Here is a 14571-nt window from a genome sequence, read left to right on the forward strand (position 1 = left end):
CTCCTCCTAACCCCTTTCTTGTAATAGACTGGCACATGACATTTATCTCGATTGTCTACGCCCTCTTTCTCCTAAGCATCCTGGGTATCTACTGGACCGTTAATAAACAGCGATCGCGCCTGTGGATTTTGTTAATCGCCAGCTTAGTCTTTTACACCTCCCTCCAGGTGGAGTACATTCCCCTGTTGCTGGCAGGAACTTGGATTAACTACCGCATTGGACGGGCGATCGCCAAAACCTCCGAACGTCAACCCAACCCCCAAACCTGGCAACTCGTCAGCGACGATTGGCAAACCCAATTTGCCGCTTGGGAACGCCGCCGCCTCATTGGATTATGGGGCGGTATCCTCTTCAACATCCTGGTCCTCGCCGGGTTCAAATACATTCCCTTCATCTTCAAAACCCTAGGGACCTGGTTTGGCTTACCCGCCGCCCAAGAAACCGCAACTTGGTTCCAACAAAACATTCTCCCCCCATTGGGACTCAGTTTTTTCGTCTTTGAATGTATTGCCTACCTCATCGACGTTTATCGCGGTTCCCCCGCCTCCGCCCAATTCCTGCGCTTTGCCTCCTATAAACTCTTTTTTCCTAAACTCATCTCCGGACCCATCACCCGGTATCATCACTTTCAACGACAACTCAAAACCCTGATTTTTCCCTCCTCCCATGACTGGGTAGAGGGACTCTGGTTGATTGCCTGTGGCGCATTCAAAAAAGGCGTCGTTGCCGATCGCCTGGGAATCTTCGTCACCCTCAGCTTTGAAAACGTCCAACGCGCTGGCAGCGGTGACCTTTGGCTTGCTACCATAGCCTATGGCTTACAACTGTTTCTCGACTTTAGCGGTTACGTCGATATCGCCCGAGGCAGCGCCATCCTACTCGGATTCAACCTCCCCAAAAACTTCAACTTCCCCTACTTCAGCACTAGCATCGCCGACTTTTGGCGACGCTGGCATATCACCTTGGGAGATTGGTTAAGAAACTATCTGTATTTCCCCCTAGGCGGGTCCCGGGTCGGATTAGCCCGTACCTGCCTCAACTTAATCATTGTGATGTTAATCGCGGGAATTTGGCATGGTGCCGCCTGGGGATTCATCCTCTGGGGTGCGGTCCACGGCATCGCCCTAGCCGTACATCGCCTCACAGACATCCTCTCGAAACGAGTTGACTGGTTGAAACTTTGGTGGAAAAGCATCCCTGGGATTCTATTGGGTTGGTTTCTCACTCAAACCCTAGTCTTTTTAGCCTGGATTCCGTTCCGCCTGCCCAACCTCACAGAAGCAGGATGGGTGATGCAGCACTTCTGGGGACATACCGGGGATATCCAATTCACTCAGAAAGTCTATCTGGAAACCCTAGGGTTACAGCGCATTGAAGTCACTTTATTGTTAGTCTTAATTTGGCTAATCATGACTCTAAGTTACGCCATGAATCGGGGCTTGAAATTGCAGCTAAACTGGCCAATTAAAGTGGCGTTGGTTCCCCTTTGTTTATATGCAGTTTGGATTTTTGCCCCAGAAGGCGGCTTACCCTATATCTACTTTGATTTTTAAGCGCACCGCAGATCAGCAGGGGGGCAAGGGATAAAGCCTCTCCTGCGCGAACTCATTCAAAATCCAGGTTGATTTAAAAGCTAGATTTTCTATCACCCTCTTCAACGTCACGACTTTAGTGGTTATTTCCCCCTATCAAATACGCTTTAAATAAAACATGAACAGCAAACAGAGACAATCCATTACCAGTAACTTTTTCAATTAACCCCCGCTTCTTCAAAGACTGGACGGCCTTCAAAAACTCAGCATCAGACAACGCAACATCAGCCGGTTTTTGAAAAATATCCGCTGCTTCCTGGTTCGCCAACCACTGAATCACCAGTTTCTCCGACGCCGACAACCTTTGATAATACTCTTGCAATCTGGATTCTAAGTCTCCAAGAAAGAGACTGGGATAGGATAAGAAGCGATCGACACTGCCATCAAATAAATCTTGAATGGTAGAGGCAATGATATTTAACCAGGAAGGATTACCGCCATAAATCCGGATCAGTTCCCCCCATTTATCGGCATCAGTTAATCCTTTAGAGTTCAAAATCTCTACAGCAGATTCTCCTAATCCCCCCAAATTTAAACTCCGACAGTGACGATTTTCTCTTTCTAAGCTGACGATTTCTGTAGGGGTTTCCCAACTCAGGAGAAGGAAGCAACTATTATGAGGCGATCGGGCAATTTGTTCCCAAAATTTGCCATAGTCTTGACAATCCGGCAGATAGGTTCCGGCTAATTCCCCAGTGGCAAAGAGTTCTTGAAGCTCATCGAGGATAATCAAGCAAGAGTGCGATCGCAGATAATCAACCACAGAAGACAGTTGGATTTCTCCATTTGCCGATAAAAACTCCATTAATTGAGTTTTTAGGCATTGCACCGTCAGAGTATTGGTACAGTTGCGCCAGAGAATACAGTCAAAGTTATCTTTAATCTGTTCCACGAGTTCTCTAGCAAGGGCAGTTTTGCCCATTCCCGGCAACGCACAGAGATTGACAATGCGGATTTTTTCGTCAAGTATCCAACCTTTGAGCCTTGTTATCTCATTGTTACGGTTGTAAATATGAGCGAATTCCGGCGCTTCGGTAAAGTCGTAGCGTTTTTCGGCTTTTTGCTTGGAGGTTGTGGAGGGCGATCGGTTTTGAGTTGTTTCCCCAGAGTGCCAATTGTCTCCACAAAGATTGATGCTACTTCCATAAAATTTACTCTGGGCAAAATTATTTCCGACATTATTATTAGAAATATAATAACGTTCCATCGTAGCGCGGAAGTTAGATTTATTAACTTTTTCCTCTAATTCTTCTGAAAATAGTTGCCATAAAGTGCCAGCTACTCTCTTAACATTCGCTTCAGTACAGTGATATTCATCCGCAATTTCCCTGTATTTTTGACTATTCCAGACCCCTGCTAATACTGCCTGTTGCAAACTATTCAAGTGGGACCCAGTTTTGGTTAGCAGTAACTCATCGGCCCATTGCAGGACTTCTTGGACATCCATCAGTGACATAGAAAGTAGTTTTTAGTAATTCTACTACTTTTTTTATCTTTTTGCAACCTGTAGCCACCAAACATCACTTTTTTTCACCGGATAAAAAGTGAAAACCTTCATAAATTAGCCACCAAATGCTACCTCGTAGGGGGTGACAGGAGACCAATGGGGTGGCACTATAGTTAAGTGAACAGCAATTTTATAAGCTGGACAGCAACCCTCTAAATTCTGGGATAAAGTAAGGGCGTCCTAATTCTCCCATTGTTTTATGCTTAAACAAATCCTCAGATCGTTAGCCCACCTCGTCAGATCTTTAATCCAGTGGATAAAAACCTTAGTCGGGGTTAAAAACAACACCCTAACAGTTTTATTTTTTGGCAAAACTGGAGTGGGCAAAAGTAGCACCCTCAACGCCCTATTTGGCTTGAACTGGGCCACTGATCATGCTGTAGCTTGTACTAAAAAGCCTCATGTTGCCCATATAGATGCCTCTCGTTACTCGGGTTTTCCCTATAAGCAAGTACGAGTGGTGGATCTACCGGGAATTGGCGAGAGTCTAGCTGGGGATAAAAAATACATGGCTTACTACAAAAAATGGATTCCTCAAGCCGATTCTTTAGTCTGGGTGACTCAAGCTAATACGAGGGCCTACAAACGGGATGAAATTTTTTTGAAGCAGTTCAAACCTTTGTTTAAAAAGTCTTTATTTTTAATAGTCGCCCTTAACAAAATAGATTGTCTTGGGGTGTATGAAGGTGAAAAGCCATTTCACATTGAAACAACAGAGCCTTCAGAAGATCAAGTCAAGCTAATTCCAGAAAAAGTTGATGATATTTATAACATTTTCAAGGAGACAATCAATGGGTCAATAATATTCAATAAAAATAACATTGTACCCTACACATCTTTTTATGGGTGGGGCCTGGAAAAATTAAAAACAAAAATATTAACAAGGAGTTAATGCATCATGTTGAAAGAATTATTTGAAAAAGGCCGTCAAGAACTGAAAAAAATATCAGATAAGGTATTTTCCAGCTTTTCCCCAAAAAGTAATATACCCCCCAAATCTAATAGTGCTGTAATTTTAAATCCATCCGATCAGCTATTTAGCAACTTTTCTAAAAAAAGTAATACACCCACAAGATTTAGAATCGTTGTAGGTCTAAATCAAGTTGATCAAATGATTCCTAATGGGTGGAATGAGCGTTTAAATAATCCTACCAACGAGGCGGAGGAACAGATACAGAATCGTTGTGAAGATATTATACGGGTCCTCACTAGCCAAATTGAAATATCTGAATTAAATATAGAATATTACTCGGCATTAAAGCGTTACAGATTAATACCTTTACTGACGAAGATTATTCAAAATAGTTATGCCGGATTTAAGATTAATAGTGTAGATCCTGCCGATCCATTTGAATTAGCTGATTCAGACGTTAAAGCGGCTGTCGATAAAAAGCGGAGAGAAATGGTAACTCCTGATACGGAAAAACATGATTCTAACAAAATAAACCTAGATGCTCTGAAAAAAGTTATGTCTCCTGAAGACTTCAATTTAATTTCAGAGGAATTACAAAAAGAAAATAAATATCCACCAAAAGTAGCTGTGATTGGTAAATCGGGTGTTGGAAAAACAACGACCATTAATAATTTATTTAATGCTCAACTCAAAACAAGCCCCACAACTGTTGGTACGACCAAGGCACAGACGAAGGAATTTACCTTATCAACAGGCGGAACCTTAACTGTGGTCGATTTACCTGGATATGGCCGTAGTGAAGCCGAAGATCGAGAGTATAATAAAATCTATGAAACAATAATTCCTGAATGCGATATAGTTTTGCTTATTTTGCAAGCAAATACCCGAGATTTTTCAGATGATATTGAAATGCTCCAACAAATTACAACACTCTTAAAAAACAATCCTATTCCGAGGAGGAGCGAAAACTTTCAATAATTTTGCTTGTTAAATTTAGGTCATGAAGGAGGTAGATATCTATGGCTTTAACCCCAGAAGAAGAAGATCAAGTCAGACAATTACTATTACGAGAGAACGCTCAAAAGCAAAAAGCGATCCTAGCCAGTAAGGAAAGTTTAAAAGAATGGCTAAAAGAAACGGCGTTTTATATTCTCAAAAAGCTTACTGAAGCTGCAATAGATGGTTTAATAATATATCTAAAAATCAAGTTTGGGATTGGATAATTAAACCGATTACCCAGAGGGCAATAGAGCTTATAACCATAGACCGTAGAAAGTGTATCTCCCGGATATAGCCAACCCCCATCGCCAACTTCAATCTTAAAAACAAATTCTGTTCCAAGGAGAAAATTTTCAATGATTTTTCTGGTTAAATTCAAGTAGTTACTGAGGTAGATATCTATGGCTTTAACCGCAACAGAGGAAGAACAAGTTAGACAATTATTATTACAAGAGAGCGCTCAAAAGCAAAAAGCAATTCTAGCCAGCAAGGAAAGCTTAAAAGAATGGCTAAAAGAAACTGCTATTTGGGTCTTTAAAAAGCTGACTGAAGCGGCAATAGAGCTTCTGATAGGCCATCTCTCGCGCCCCATACCCAATGACTAGCCAATCCCTATCATAAACTTTATCGCACGGACTCAAGAATAAAGAGAGGACTGGTTAAGCTCTATCGTTAGGTATCCCTGTTTCTTAATCAAAATTAGTTAGTGATGTTTAAAAATGCGATCGCCTCATACTCCAGAAGGCGATCGCTTAAATCCATAACAACGGAACTCCATATACGTCAAATATTTTATCCCGCGTTAAAATCGTTAAACCTTCTGCCATAGCCTGAGCAATTAACAGCCGGTCAAATGGATCTTTATGATGAAACGGTAACACCCCAACCTTAAAAATATGAGAAGGAGTCACCCCTAAAAATGAAATACAATTTTGACTTTGACTCTGATAAATATTTTCTAAGGGGTGATTGAGGGTTAACTTTCATAACTGACTTTTAATCTGAATTTCCCATAAACTTATAACACTGACCAATTTATCGGTATCGGGTTTTGTTAAAAACTCCACCATGTCCGATGACAACTGTTCGGGCTGACTATCCCACCAAATAAAAGTATAAGTATCTAATAAAACTTTCATACCCCCCAAAAATCATCAGGTAAAGGCTCATCAAAATCATCACTCATCACCATTGCCCCATAATTTAAGCCGACTTTCGGTATCATAGGTTGCTGACTGGGCAAGGGCAGCACTTTGGCCAAAGGTACTCCTTCAGAAGTTAATAGGATCTCTGTCTGATTCTGAAGAGCTGTCAATAATTCGATTAAGTTCTCCGGTAAGCTAGTAATATCAAAGGTTTTCGGCGACATAGTTTCATCTTTGTTAACTTTCCCAGTGTTGTCTAGTATAATGCTATTTTTCTAAATTTCACAGTCATAGAACCGGATGATTGTATCCACCGCTTTCTCCTACTGCGCGCCTCCCGGCCTAACTCCCATCGAGTCTGAATACTGACAACCCACCTCGTAAGCAGAATATGGTTAGCAAGGAAGTATTTCATTCCCATTGATGAAGTTCCGCACAGCTCAAGTTTGCAAGTCATACCAATTCTCTAAAATAAATTTACACATCATGTCCGATGCTCCCGAATTTAGCAGGGAGCCAGCGCCGTATCTGTAGTTAATATTAATGGAATTGGTATCAGTTGGTTAGAAGACTTCAACCGATCGCCTCTTATACCCGAGGCATATTCCTTTCCTCATTCCCCATTGCCCGGGACTGGATGAACCCAGCCCCCCGAACTTGTGCCATCGGCCCTGGGACGGGGACCGCAGAAGCTTCTAAAAGGGCCTAGCCCTTGCGGAACAAGGTTTTTGGGCATTTTTCCCCAAATCGCCATCGGGAGGGTTTTTGCGGGTAAGTTTCATGGTATGGTTTGGATCAGCAAAATCAGCGTACCCAGTCTAAACGACCTACCCATTCTCAAGAGCTAATCATGTCCCTGTTTGTAAGCGTTTCTCTGTCTAGGTTTCAGCTAACTTGTCCACCCTAAGCGGTGGAAATGCTCTGCAATGGATGCTTAAACCTGGATGGTTAAGGCACGGTGAGAGATGGATTAACTAAGTTTGAGCCTAAAATTTATTAGATAAAAATACGATTGACGAGGCGATGGATGCGGGATGGGATGTGATCAGGGGGGTGGAATGGGTAAAGTGAAGCGACGCTTAGAGAAATTGGGAATTACTGGGTTAATTCCCGGTAACCCTTGGATGGGCGATCGCCTCACTCCCTTCCTTTAAGGGTGATCCAGGGTTGGGGAGGAACAAAGCGTTAGCTATAATGAACTTCAGCAAACCTTTTCCCCATTTTTGACTCCTGACCGTGAACGCCATTTGAGTAACGAATGTCATGCAACTAGAGATGCAACCTGAACAAATAGAGAGTAATTCACCGGACGATCGCCTCAATTGGGAAGTGAATCGTCGCCGGAATTTTGCCATCATTTCTCACCCTGACGCCGGGAAAACCACCCTTACAGAGAAGCTTTTGCTGTATGGAGGGGCAATCCAAGAAGCGGGGGCAGTTAAAGCAAAACGGGCACAACGTAGCGCCACCTCGGACTGGATGGCAATGGAACAACAGCGGGGTATTTCGATTACGTCCACGGTTCTGCAATTCCAGTATCAAAAACACTTGCTGAACCTGTTAGATACTCCCGGACACCAAGATTTCAGTGAGGATACTTATCGCACCCTGGCAGCAGCAGATAATGCGGTGATGTTGATTGATGCGGCTAAAGGGTTAGAGACTCAAACGCGGAAATTGTTTGAAGTCTGCCGGATGCGGCAACTGCCGATTTTCACCTTCATTAATAAACTCGATCGCCCGAGTTTATCACCTCTGGAGTTGATTGATGAAATTGAACAGGAATTAGGGTTAAGTACCTATGTAGTGAACTGGCCGATCGGGACCGGCGATCGCTTCGGGGGAGTGGTGGATCGCCGTCAAAATAAAATTCATCTGTTTGAAAAAAGTGCCTCCCACGGTAGCAAGAAAGCGACAGATACAGTCATTTCCCTGGGGGACCCTCGCCTAGAATCCTTGCTGGAAGCAGATTTATATCAACAGCTTCAAGACGATTTAGAATTGCTCGAAGGAGTCAGTCCCGAACTGGATTTAGAGGCAATTCATCACGGACAATTAACGCCGGTGTTCTTTGGTAGCGCAATGAATAACTTCGGGGTAGAGTTATTTTTGGAAGCGTTTTTAGACTATGCGATCGCCCCGGCCCCCCATGACAGTGACCAGGGAGAAATTGCACCAACCTATCCCGAATTTTCCGGATTTGTCTTCAAATTGCAGGCGAACATGGACCCTAAACATCGCGATCGCGTCGCCTTTTTGCGGGTCTGTTCCGGTCAGTTTGAAAAAGACATGGTGGTGACCCATACGCGCACGGGTAAGACGATTCGCCTCTCCCGTCCGCAGAAATTATTTGCCCAGGACCGGGAAACCGTAGAAGTGGCTTATGCCGGAGATGTAGTAGGATTAAATAACCCGGGCAGCTTTGCGATCGGGGACACAGTTTGTATGGGCAAACCGATTCGCTATCCGGAAATTCCCTCCTTCTCCCCCGAACTGTTTGCTTTCCTCAAAAATGCTGACCCGACGAAGTATAAAAACTTCAATAAAGGCGTCTTGGAATTGCAAGAAGAAGGGGCTGTACAAATCCTTAACTCCACCGATGAAAGTAAACGGGACCCTATTTTAGCTGCCGTTGGACAACTCCAATTTGAAGTCGTGCAATTCCGGTTAAGTAATGAGTATGGCGTAGAAACTCGCCTCGAAATCTTACCCTATTCCGTCGCACGATGGGTGGTTGGGGGTTGGGAAACCTTGGAGAAAGTCGGTCGCCTCTTCAATACTTTTATAGCAAAAGACCGATGGGACCGTCCGGTTTTATTGTTTAATAATCAGTGGAATTTGGACCAAAACTTGGCGGATCATCCCGAACTCAAAGTCAGCCCGATCGCCCTTCCTCCTTCCTAATTATTTCCCGGGGTTGTAAAATTTTAAATAGTGCGTCAACTCATCAAGGCATGGCTTGGCGCTGACGCACTTTACTCCTGTGTTTTTGTACTGATTAATAGAACTTCATGACTTACTACATCGCCCCGAAATTTCTGAATAAACTTGCGGTTCATATTACCAAAAATTTTCTGGATTTACCGGGCATTAACGCCCCGCTAATTTTAGGGATTCATGGTCACAAGGGAGAAGGAAAATCCTTCCAATGTGAATTGGTTTTTAAACGGATGAAAGTCCAAGCGATTCATCTATCCGCTGGGGAATTAGAAAGCCCGGATGCGGGAGACCCCTCTAGGTTGGTGCGCTTTCGGTATCGAGAAGCAGCGGATATTATTAGCAAACATGGCAAATTAGCCGTGTTAATGATTAATGATATTGATGCCGGGGCGGGACGAGTGGATAGCGGAACCCAGTACACCGTTAATACGCAATTAGTCAATGCTACATTGATGAATATTGCCGATAATCCTACTAATGTTCAACTTCCTGGTAGCTACGATAGTGAACCCTTGCCTCGGGTGCCCATTATTGTGACGGGGAATGACTTTGGGACGCTGTATGCCCCCTTGGTTCGCGATGGACGCATGGACAAATTCTATTGGGAACCGAGTCGAGAGGACCGACTAGAAATTGTCAATGGAATTTTTACCCCCGATGGACTAAGCCGAGCGCAAATTGAACAACTGGTATCTAAATTTGAAGGGCAATCGATTGACTTTTTTAGTGCTTTACGAGCCAGTATTTACGATGAGCAAATTTTGGCTTTTATTGAACAAACTGGATTTGACAAAATTGGCCTAAAAGTTGCTAACAGCAGCGAAAAGCATAGCTTTATTAAACCCGACTTCCGTCTGGAACACTTGATGGAAAAAGGGGAACAAATGGTGAAGGAACAGCAACATATTCAAGAGTTGCGATTGGTGGCTGCTTATAACCGTTCTTTGGCGGAAAGTAACACGGCACAACGCTTTGGATTTATGCCGGGACAACCGCCTGCCTCGGGGAATGGAATCCGGCAGGAAAATCCGGGTTCTAATGCTCCAACGACGGGATCCACTGCTTCTCCCTCTGGGGAGGTGTCTCGTCCCCAAAACAAACCTTCATCTGCTACTGCCACCTTAGACTCGGATGCGGTGCAACAAATCCGACAGTTACTGTCACAAGGTTATCCCATTGGCATCGAACACGTCGATCGCCGTCGGTTCCGAACCGGGTCCTGGCAAAGTTGCGGATGCATTCAAACCGGAAATGAATCCGAGGCGATCGCCGCCTTAAAATCCTGTTTAGGGAACTATGCCGGGGAATATGTTCGCCTATTTGGAATTGATGGAAATAAGCGCCGAGTGATGGAAACTATCATCCAACGTCCTGATTAGTCAGGGATTTATAGACAACATTGCTCCAATCTATTAAAAAGGATAGATTGGAGCAATTTAGGGTAACATTGATTCCGGTTAGGCGTCGGTCCCCCTTTAGCCGTTGCCAATTTAAGGAGGGTAGCAGCTACAAATAAATATGTATAATATCTATTTTGGGCTCAGCATCTGCGGTTTGAATTTTCCCTTACCTTAATCGGCCTTTTTCTCACCTACATCGGGAGGGGATGGCAGTGATGTTCAGATTATGCAGGGTTTTCAAAAAAAGTGCTAACGTTACCCCTCTCGGGTTATTTCTATACTCTATTTTATCGTGCGGAATGTGCGTTTCAATCAAAAACAGTAAGGACAGGGCGCTGCCATGTTCTTACTGTTTTTGATAAGAGTTAATTTGATTAGGCGATCGCTGATTCAAATTGTTGCAATTGAGCAATATCCGGGGCCGAACTTTTTCCAAAAATGGGTGGTAATTCCCCTACCTTAACCAGAACTGCCCGCACCTCTTGATTAGAAATATCCGCTAAGGTTCGATTAGTTAACAGGGCCAGGGTTGCCGCAATGCCTAACCCATGACCCACTGCTGCATTGTATTCCACAATTCTTCCCGCTGCTGAAGCAAATCCTTCAAATCCGGAGGCGGGACTGACAACGGCTAAATTCCGCACCGATTTCAGTTGCGCGTGACGGATGCCGACATTAAAAATAGGCTTACTAAACATCGTGCTGAGGAACCCATTTGCTCGGGCTTTATCGCCAATGCCAGGAATTCCACCGCGTACATCAAAATGATAGGCAAAGGTTGCCAATGCTTCCTGTTTAGGAACACCACCGGCTAACATTTTCGCACCACTTAAAGGCTCGATCGCCTCGGTGATATTTCCCGCGTGTCGAATGTACAATTCCGAGGCAGGGGTTACCTTTTTTGCCCCAATACTCTTAAACCATTGTTCGACAAATTTCATTTCCGCCAGCATTGCCGGAGTGGGTTTCCCGCCATTGTTGGCTAGGGTTTCCGCTTCGCTGCCGGTAACCGCAATCATTAACGCATTCCAGGAAAGGCGATCGCCGGATAAAATCGCCACATTTCCTCGGTCTAAAATTGCTCCACTGTCATACAGGGATAACTTTTTACCTCGGAAGGAATGATAGGCGATCGATAACGCATTACAGCGAATATCAATATAATCTTTCCCTGCCCACAAGGTTTTTAAATTCCCGTGGGAATCCACCAACTCCTGCCGAAGTTCCTCCGCTTTACCCGGGTCAAATCCTGCGGCAGACTTGAGGAAATTTTGGGCTTCCGTATCCGCTAAATTTCTGAATCGTTTCAGATAGGCTAATTCTATCTCTTTCAGGCGCTGAATGCTCAAACCTTCCGTTTCAAACACCAACGTCACCGGCAGTTCAGAATCTGGTAATCCAAAGGTCCCGAATCCTTGAGACTTTTTCGCTCCTGCCGCTTGTGCGAGTTCCGCATTTACGGTAGAATCAATAAATTGTTGGGCTGTATAAGTTTCACCGCGACTGGTGAGAATACTGGTCAAATTTTGACCGGATTTAACCACGGATGCGATTTTGACCTCACTGAGAATTGCCACCCCGGCTTCCCGGAGCATCTCTTTCAAAGCGCGATCGCCCTTTTGAGGGTCAAGAGCAATTTGCACCACCCCCGCCCGTTTTAAAAACTCCTGATACAGGGCAGAAGGGGCACCAAATGTATCGAGATTCAGGGAAGTTTGAAGGGGGCGATCCACTTGTGAGCGATCGAGATAAGATAATTTCCCTCGGATTAAATGTCCGCCAATCCCTTCCCCGGCATTTGCCTTAGACATTAACAGCATCTTAGGATATTTTTGGGTCTGACGGCGATACTCTCTGGCTGCTGCTACCATCGCTAAAACCCCGGGTACTTCATCTCCAAATCCGATGATATCGTAAGACCGTTCTTCTCTATTCATAATGTACGCTCTCGATCGCAAAGATTGGTAAACGCCGGTACTAACCCGACAGAGATTATTCCCTATACCTTTGCTAATGCCCTCCATCCGGAGGCATAGAACTCGAAGACAATTCCTAAATTCAACCTCACGACTGGGTGTGGTTCTTCCCCATCAGTTCAACCTCCCGACTTGCTGCGGTTATTCCCTCCCAAACCCTATCCTCACCCGACTAAAACCCCACAATCATAACCCTCACCGCCAATGTGACCCCAAATTTCGCTAAAGTTAAAAGCAGTAACCCCTTTAGGAGATTTCAGGATGTCAGCTCAACTCCTCCTTGTCGATGATGAACCCGGATTACGGGAAGCAGTGCAAGCCTATCTGGAAGATGAAGGGTTTTCCGTTCAGGTGGCGAGTAATGCCAATGATGGATGGGATTTGCTGCAACAGCAACATCCAGATTTAGTGATTACGGACTTGATGATGCCTCAAGTCGATGGATTTGAATTTCTCAAACGGATGAGAGAAGACCCTCGGTTTAAAGTGATGCCAGTGGTTTTTTTAACCGCTAGAGGGATGACGGGCGATCGCATCCAAGGCTATCAAGCCGGTTGTGATGCCTACCTCTCCAAACCGTTTGACCCCGATGAATTAGTGGCGATCGTCCGCAACTTGTTAGATCGTCGCGCCGCTGCCAGTGGAGAGGGAGAAGCCCCGGATTTAGCTTCCTTAGCCCGAGAAATTGGGGAAATTAAGTCCATGTTATCGGGTCGTCATTCCATTGCCCAAACCCCACCCCCCATCAAAATTGACCTCACCCCTCGCGAACAAAGTGTTTTGGATTTAGTGGCTAAGGGACTGATGAACAAGGAAATCGCCCGAAATCTCGATACCAGCGTTCGCAACGTTGAAAAATATGTCAGCCGCTTATTTAGCAAAACCGGCACCAACAGCCGGACTGAGTTAGTGCGTTATGCCCTTGAACATGGTCTTACAGAATAAGGGGATAAGGCTCGTTGCGGGTGATTGACTTCAACCCAGGGAATCACCATCCGCGATCGGCAAATGATTAAGAAAAGTTACATTTGTTTAAAAATTGGTCATAATTTCTCATTTTGCAGAAAATTTTTGCTAAGGTTTGACCCACTACTTCAACAAACAATAAGAAAAAAGACCTAAAACTTATGAAAGTTGCAAAAATTTCCTCACCTCTCGGGCAAGTCTTAATGATGGCCGCGTTAATGATTTTGATGAGTTTGGGGACAATGACCGTTGTCGTCCTAGCCGGTGGGTTCTGAGGCAGAGAAAATGAGGTTCCTCTGCCTGGGTCCTGCCATGTTTGGATCACAGACGTAACAGTAAATTAGAGCCGTGGGTGTCGGTGCCACAGGTATGGAATAAGCCATAAGTGGCACCTAACTCATGAACTTTGGCGGTTTGCTTGGGACTGGGTTTCCAGGGGTTAGGGTTGTTGTAGGCATAATAGGTTTCGATACCATCAATGCCCAAATAAGCGGCCTCCGGAATCAGGTCCTCGGGCGATCGCTTGGCATACCGCGCCGGGTGAGCCAAAACCGCCAATCCTCCCGCAGCTTGAATGGCATGAATCACTTCAGAGGCTTGATAAGCAGGACCTTTGACCGTGTGACCTTCCAGATAGGGTTGCATCCGAGGATGTTCTGGATTAAAGGCATAGGCCAAAATATGAACCTCCGCATCCAGGAGACAGGCATTAATTTCGACCCCGGTCCAGAGTTGGGGGGGTTGAGGCAGTTCAGCAACGGTTCTGTCGCTTTGATATAAATTGGAGTGGTCGAGCCACCATTCATCCAACCAGCGTTGGGCAGCGTAGTAACCTCCCACACTGTGATGATCCGTAATCGCCAGCCCTTTGAGACCAATGCGGATAGCTTGTTCCATAACTTCTTCTGGGCGTAACTTGCCATCAGAACAGACGGTATGGAGATGAAAATTATAAGCAGTCGGGCAACTATCAGGGTTGATCGACTGAAACACACGACCTAGCGCCGCTTTGTTCTGTGCAGCGGGCTGAGTTGAAATAGACTGTTCAGAGACAGAGAGCGTCATAACTACCTCATAAATTTGCGAGTGTTCGGGTTGAAGATCAACACACCCTGAAAAGGCCAGGGTTGACG

General features: G+C 44.9%; 13 protein-coding genes. 8 read left to right on the top strand and 5 right to left on the bottom strand.

The genetic code is table 11. The features are described from left to right. The first annotated feature begins 35 nt into the window (after positions 1 to 35). A complete protein-coding gene (locus NG792_RS06140; RefSeq protein ID WP_261234856.1) occupies positions 36 to 1553 on the top strand; it encodes an MBOAT family O-acyltransferase in 1518 nt (505 codons plus the stop codon). A gap of 115 nt (positions 1554 to 1668) precedes the next feature. Here the strand turns inward: NG792_RS06140 and NG792_RS06145 are convergent, their stop codons facing one another. Continuing rightward, the gene (locus NG792_RS06145) at positions 1669 to 3048 is read right to left on the bottom strand and encodes a helix-turn-helix domain-containing protein (RefSeq protein ID WP_261234857.1); all 1380 of its coding nucleotides are present in this window, start codon (positions 3046 to 3048) and stop codon (positions 1669 to 1671) included. Between the two features lie 250 nt (positions 3049 to 3298). Here NG792_RS06145 and NG792_RS06150 point away from each other — a divergent pair, with 250 nt between their 5' ends. From NG792_RS06150 to NG792_RS06165, 4 genes are all read left to right on the top strand, one after another. Then, positions 3299 to 3991 (top strand): GTPase family protein, encoded by a 693-nt coding sequence (locus NG792_RS06150; protein ID WP_261234858.1) that lies wholly within the window; start codon positions 3299 to 3301, stop codon positions 3989 to 3991. 6 nt (positions 3992 to 3997) lie between these two features. Next, positions 3998 to 4990, top strand: a complete 993-nt coding sequence (locus NG792_RS06155; RefSeq protein ID WP_261234859.1) for a GTPase family protein — start codon at positions 3998 to 4000, stop codon at positions 4988 to 4990. A 41-nt stretch (positions 4991 to 5031) separates the two neighbouring features. Beyond that, positions 5032 to 5235 (top strand): hypothetical protein, encoded by a 204-nt coding sequence (locus tag NG792_RS06160; protein ID WP_261234860.1) that lies wholly within the window; start codon positions 5032 to 5034, stop codon positions 5233 to 5235. Positions 5236 to 5412: 177 nt separating this feature from the next. Further along, positions 5413 to 5616, top strand: coding sequence for a hypothetical protein (locus NG792_RS06165; RefSeq protein ID WP_261234861.1), 204 nt, complete (start codon positions 5413 to 5415; stop codon positions 5614 to 5616). A 378-nt stretch (positions 5617 to 5994) separates the two neighbouring features. On the opposite strand, the gene NG792_RS06170 is transcribed toward NG792_RS06165, so the two are convergent. Together NG792_RS06170 and NG792_RS06175 are read right to left on the bottom strand one after the other, a co-directional pair. Further along, a complete protein-coding gene (locus tag NG792_RS06170; RefSeq protein WP_261234862.1) occupies positions 5995 to 6150 on the bottom strand; it encodes a type II toxin-antitoxin system VapC family toxin in 156 nt (51 codons plus the stop codon). Then, positions 6147 to 6380, bottom strand: coding sequence for a type II toxin-antitoxin system Phd/YefM family antitoxin (locus NG792_RS06175; protein ID WP_261234863.1), 234 nt, complete (start codon positions 6378 to 6380; stop codon positions 6147 to 6149). The genes NG792_RS06170 and NG792_RS06175 overlap by 4 nt, the downstream gene beginning before the upstream one ends. Positions 6381 to 7431: 1051 nt before the next feature. Here NG792_RS06175 and prfC point away from each other — a divergent pair. Further along, complete coding sequence (gene prfC / locus NG792_RS06180; protein WP_261234900.1) at positions 7432 to 9060, top strand: peptide chain release factor 3; 1629 nt, start codon at positions 7432 to 7434, stop codon at positions 9058 to 9060. A 107-nt stretch (positions 9061 to 9167) separates the two neighbouring features. Beyond that, positions 9168 to 10475: a RuBisCO small subunit-like domain-containing protein gene (locus NG792_RS06185; protein WP_261234864.1), complete on the top strand. Its 1308-nt coding sequence runs from the start codon at positions 9168 to 9170 to the stop codon at positions 10473 to 10475. Between the two features lie 395 nt (positions 10476 to 10870). Here NG792_RS06185 and NG792_RS06190 read toward each other — a convergent pair whose 3' ends face one another. Further along, positions 10871 to 12433 carry an FAD-dependent oxidoreductase gene (locus NG792_RS06190; RefSeq protein WP_261199844.1) on the bottom strand — a complete coding sequence of 521 codons (1563 nt, stop codon included), beginning with the start codon at positions 12431 to 12433 and terminating at the stop codon, positions 10871 to 10873. 300 nt (positions 12434 to 12733) lie between these two features. Here NG792_RS06190 and NG792_RS06195 point away from each other — a divergent pair, with 300 nt between their 5' ends. Continuing rightward, positions 12734 to 13417 carry a response regulator transcription factor gene (locus NG792_RS06195; RefSeq protein WP_015151455.1) on the top strand — a complete coding sequence of 228 codons (684 nt, stop codon included), beginning with the start codon at positions 12734 to 12736 and terminating at the stop codon, positions 13415 to 13417. Positions 13418 to 13759: 342 nt separating this feature from the next. On the opposite strand, the gene NG792_RS06200 is transcribed toward NG792_RS06195, so the two are convergent. Further along, positions 13760 to 14503: a PHP domain-containing protein gene (locus tag NG792_RS06200; protein ID WP_261199845.1), complete on the bottom strand. Its 744-nt coding sequence runs from the start codon at positions 14501 to 14503 to the stop codon at positions 13760 to 13762. Positions 14504 to 14571 lie beyond the last annotated feature (68 nt).

Source organism: Laspinema olomoucense D3b (assembly GCF_025370785.1).
GTDB classification, from domain to species: Bacteria; Cyanobacteriota; Cyanobacteriia; order Cyanobacteriales; family Laspinemataceae; genus Laspinema; species Laspinema olomoucense.

Bases quoted from the DNA above. Each gene is read 5' to 3' on its own strand.
- NG792_RS06165 (WP_261234861.1), top strand. From the start codon at position 5,413: ATGGCTTTAACCGCAACAGAGGAAGAACAAGTTAGACAATTATTATTA.
- NG792_RS06190 (WP_261199844.1), bottom strand. From the start codon at position 12,433: ATGAATAGAGAAGAACGGTCTTACGATATCATCGGATTTGGAGATGAA.
- NG792_RS06185 (WP_261234864.1), top strand. From the start codon at position 9,168: ATGACTTACTACATCGCCCCGAAATTTCTGAATAAACTTGCGGTTCAT.
- NG792_RS06150 (WP_261234858.1), top strand. From the start codon at position 3,299: ATGCTTAAACAAATCCTCAGATCGTTAGCCCACCTCGTCAGATCTTTA.
- NG792_RS06155 (WP_261234859.1), top strand. From the start codon at position 3,998: ATGTTGAAAGAATTATTTGAAAAAGGCCGTCAAGAACTGAAAAAAATA.
- NG792_RS06140 (WP_261234856.1), top strand. From the start codon at position 36: ATGACATTTATCTCGATTGTCTACGCCCTCTTTCTCCTAAGCATCCTG.
- NG792_RS06170 (WP_261234862.1), bottom strand. From the start codon at position 6,150: ATGAAAGTTTTATTAGATACTTATACTTTTATTTGGTGGGATAGTCAG.
- NG792_RS06160 (WP_261234860.1), top strand. From the start codon at position 5,032: ATGGCTTTAACCCCAGAAGAAGAAGATCAAGTCAGACAATTACTATTA.
- NG792_RS06195 (WP_015151455.1), top strand. From the start codon at position 12,734: ATGTCAGCTCAACTCCTCCTTGTCGATGATGAACCCGGATTACGGGAA.
- NG792_RS06175 (WP_261234863.1), bottom strand. From the start codon at position 6,380: ATGTCGCCGAAAACCTTTGATATTACTAGCTTACCGGAGAACTTAATC.
- NG792_RS06200 (WP_261199845.1), bottom strand. From the start codon at position 14,503: ATGACGCTCTCTGTCTCTGAACAGTCTATTTCAACTCAGCCCGCTGCA.
- prfC (WP_261234900.1), top strand. From the start codon at position 7,432: ATGCAACCTGAACAAATAGAGAGTAATTCACCGGACGATCGCCTCAAT.
- NG792_RS06145 (WP_261234857.1), bottom strand. From the start codon at position 3,048: ATGTCACTGATGGATGTCCAAGAAGTCCTGCAATGGGCCGATGAGTTA.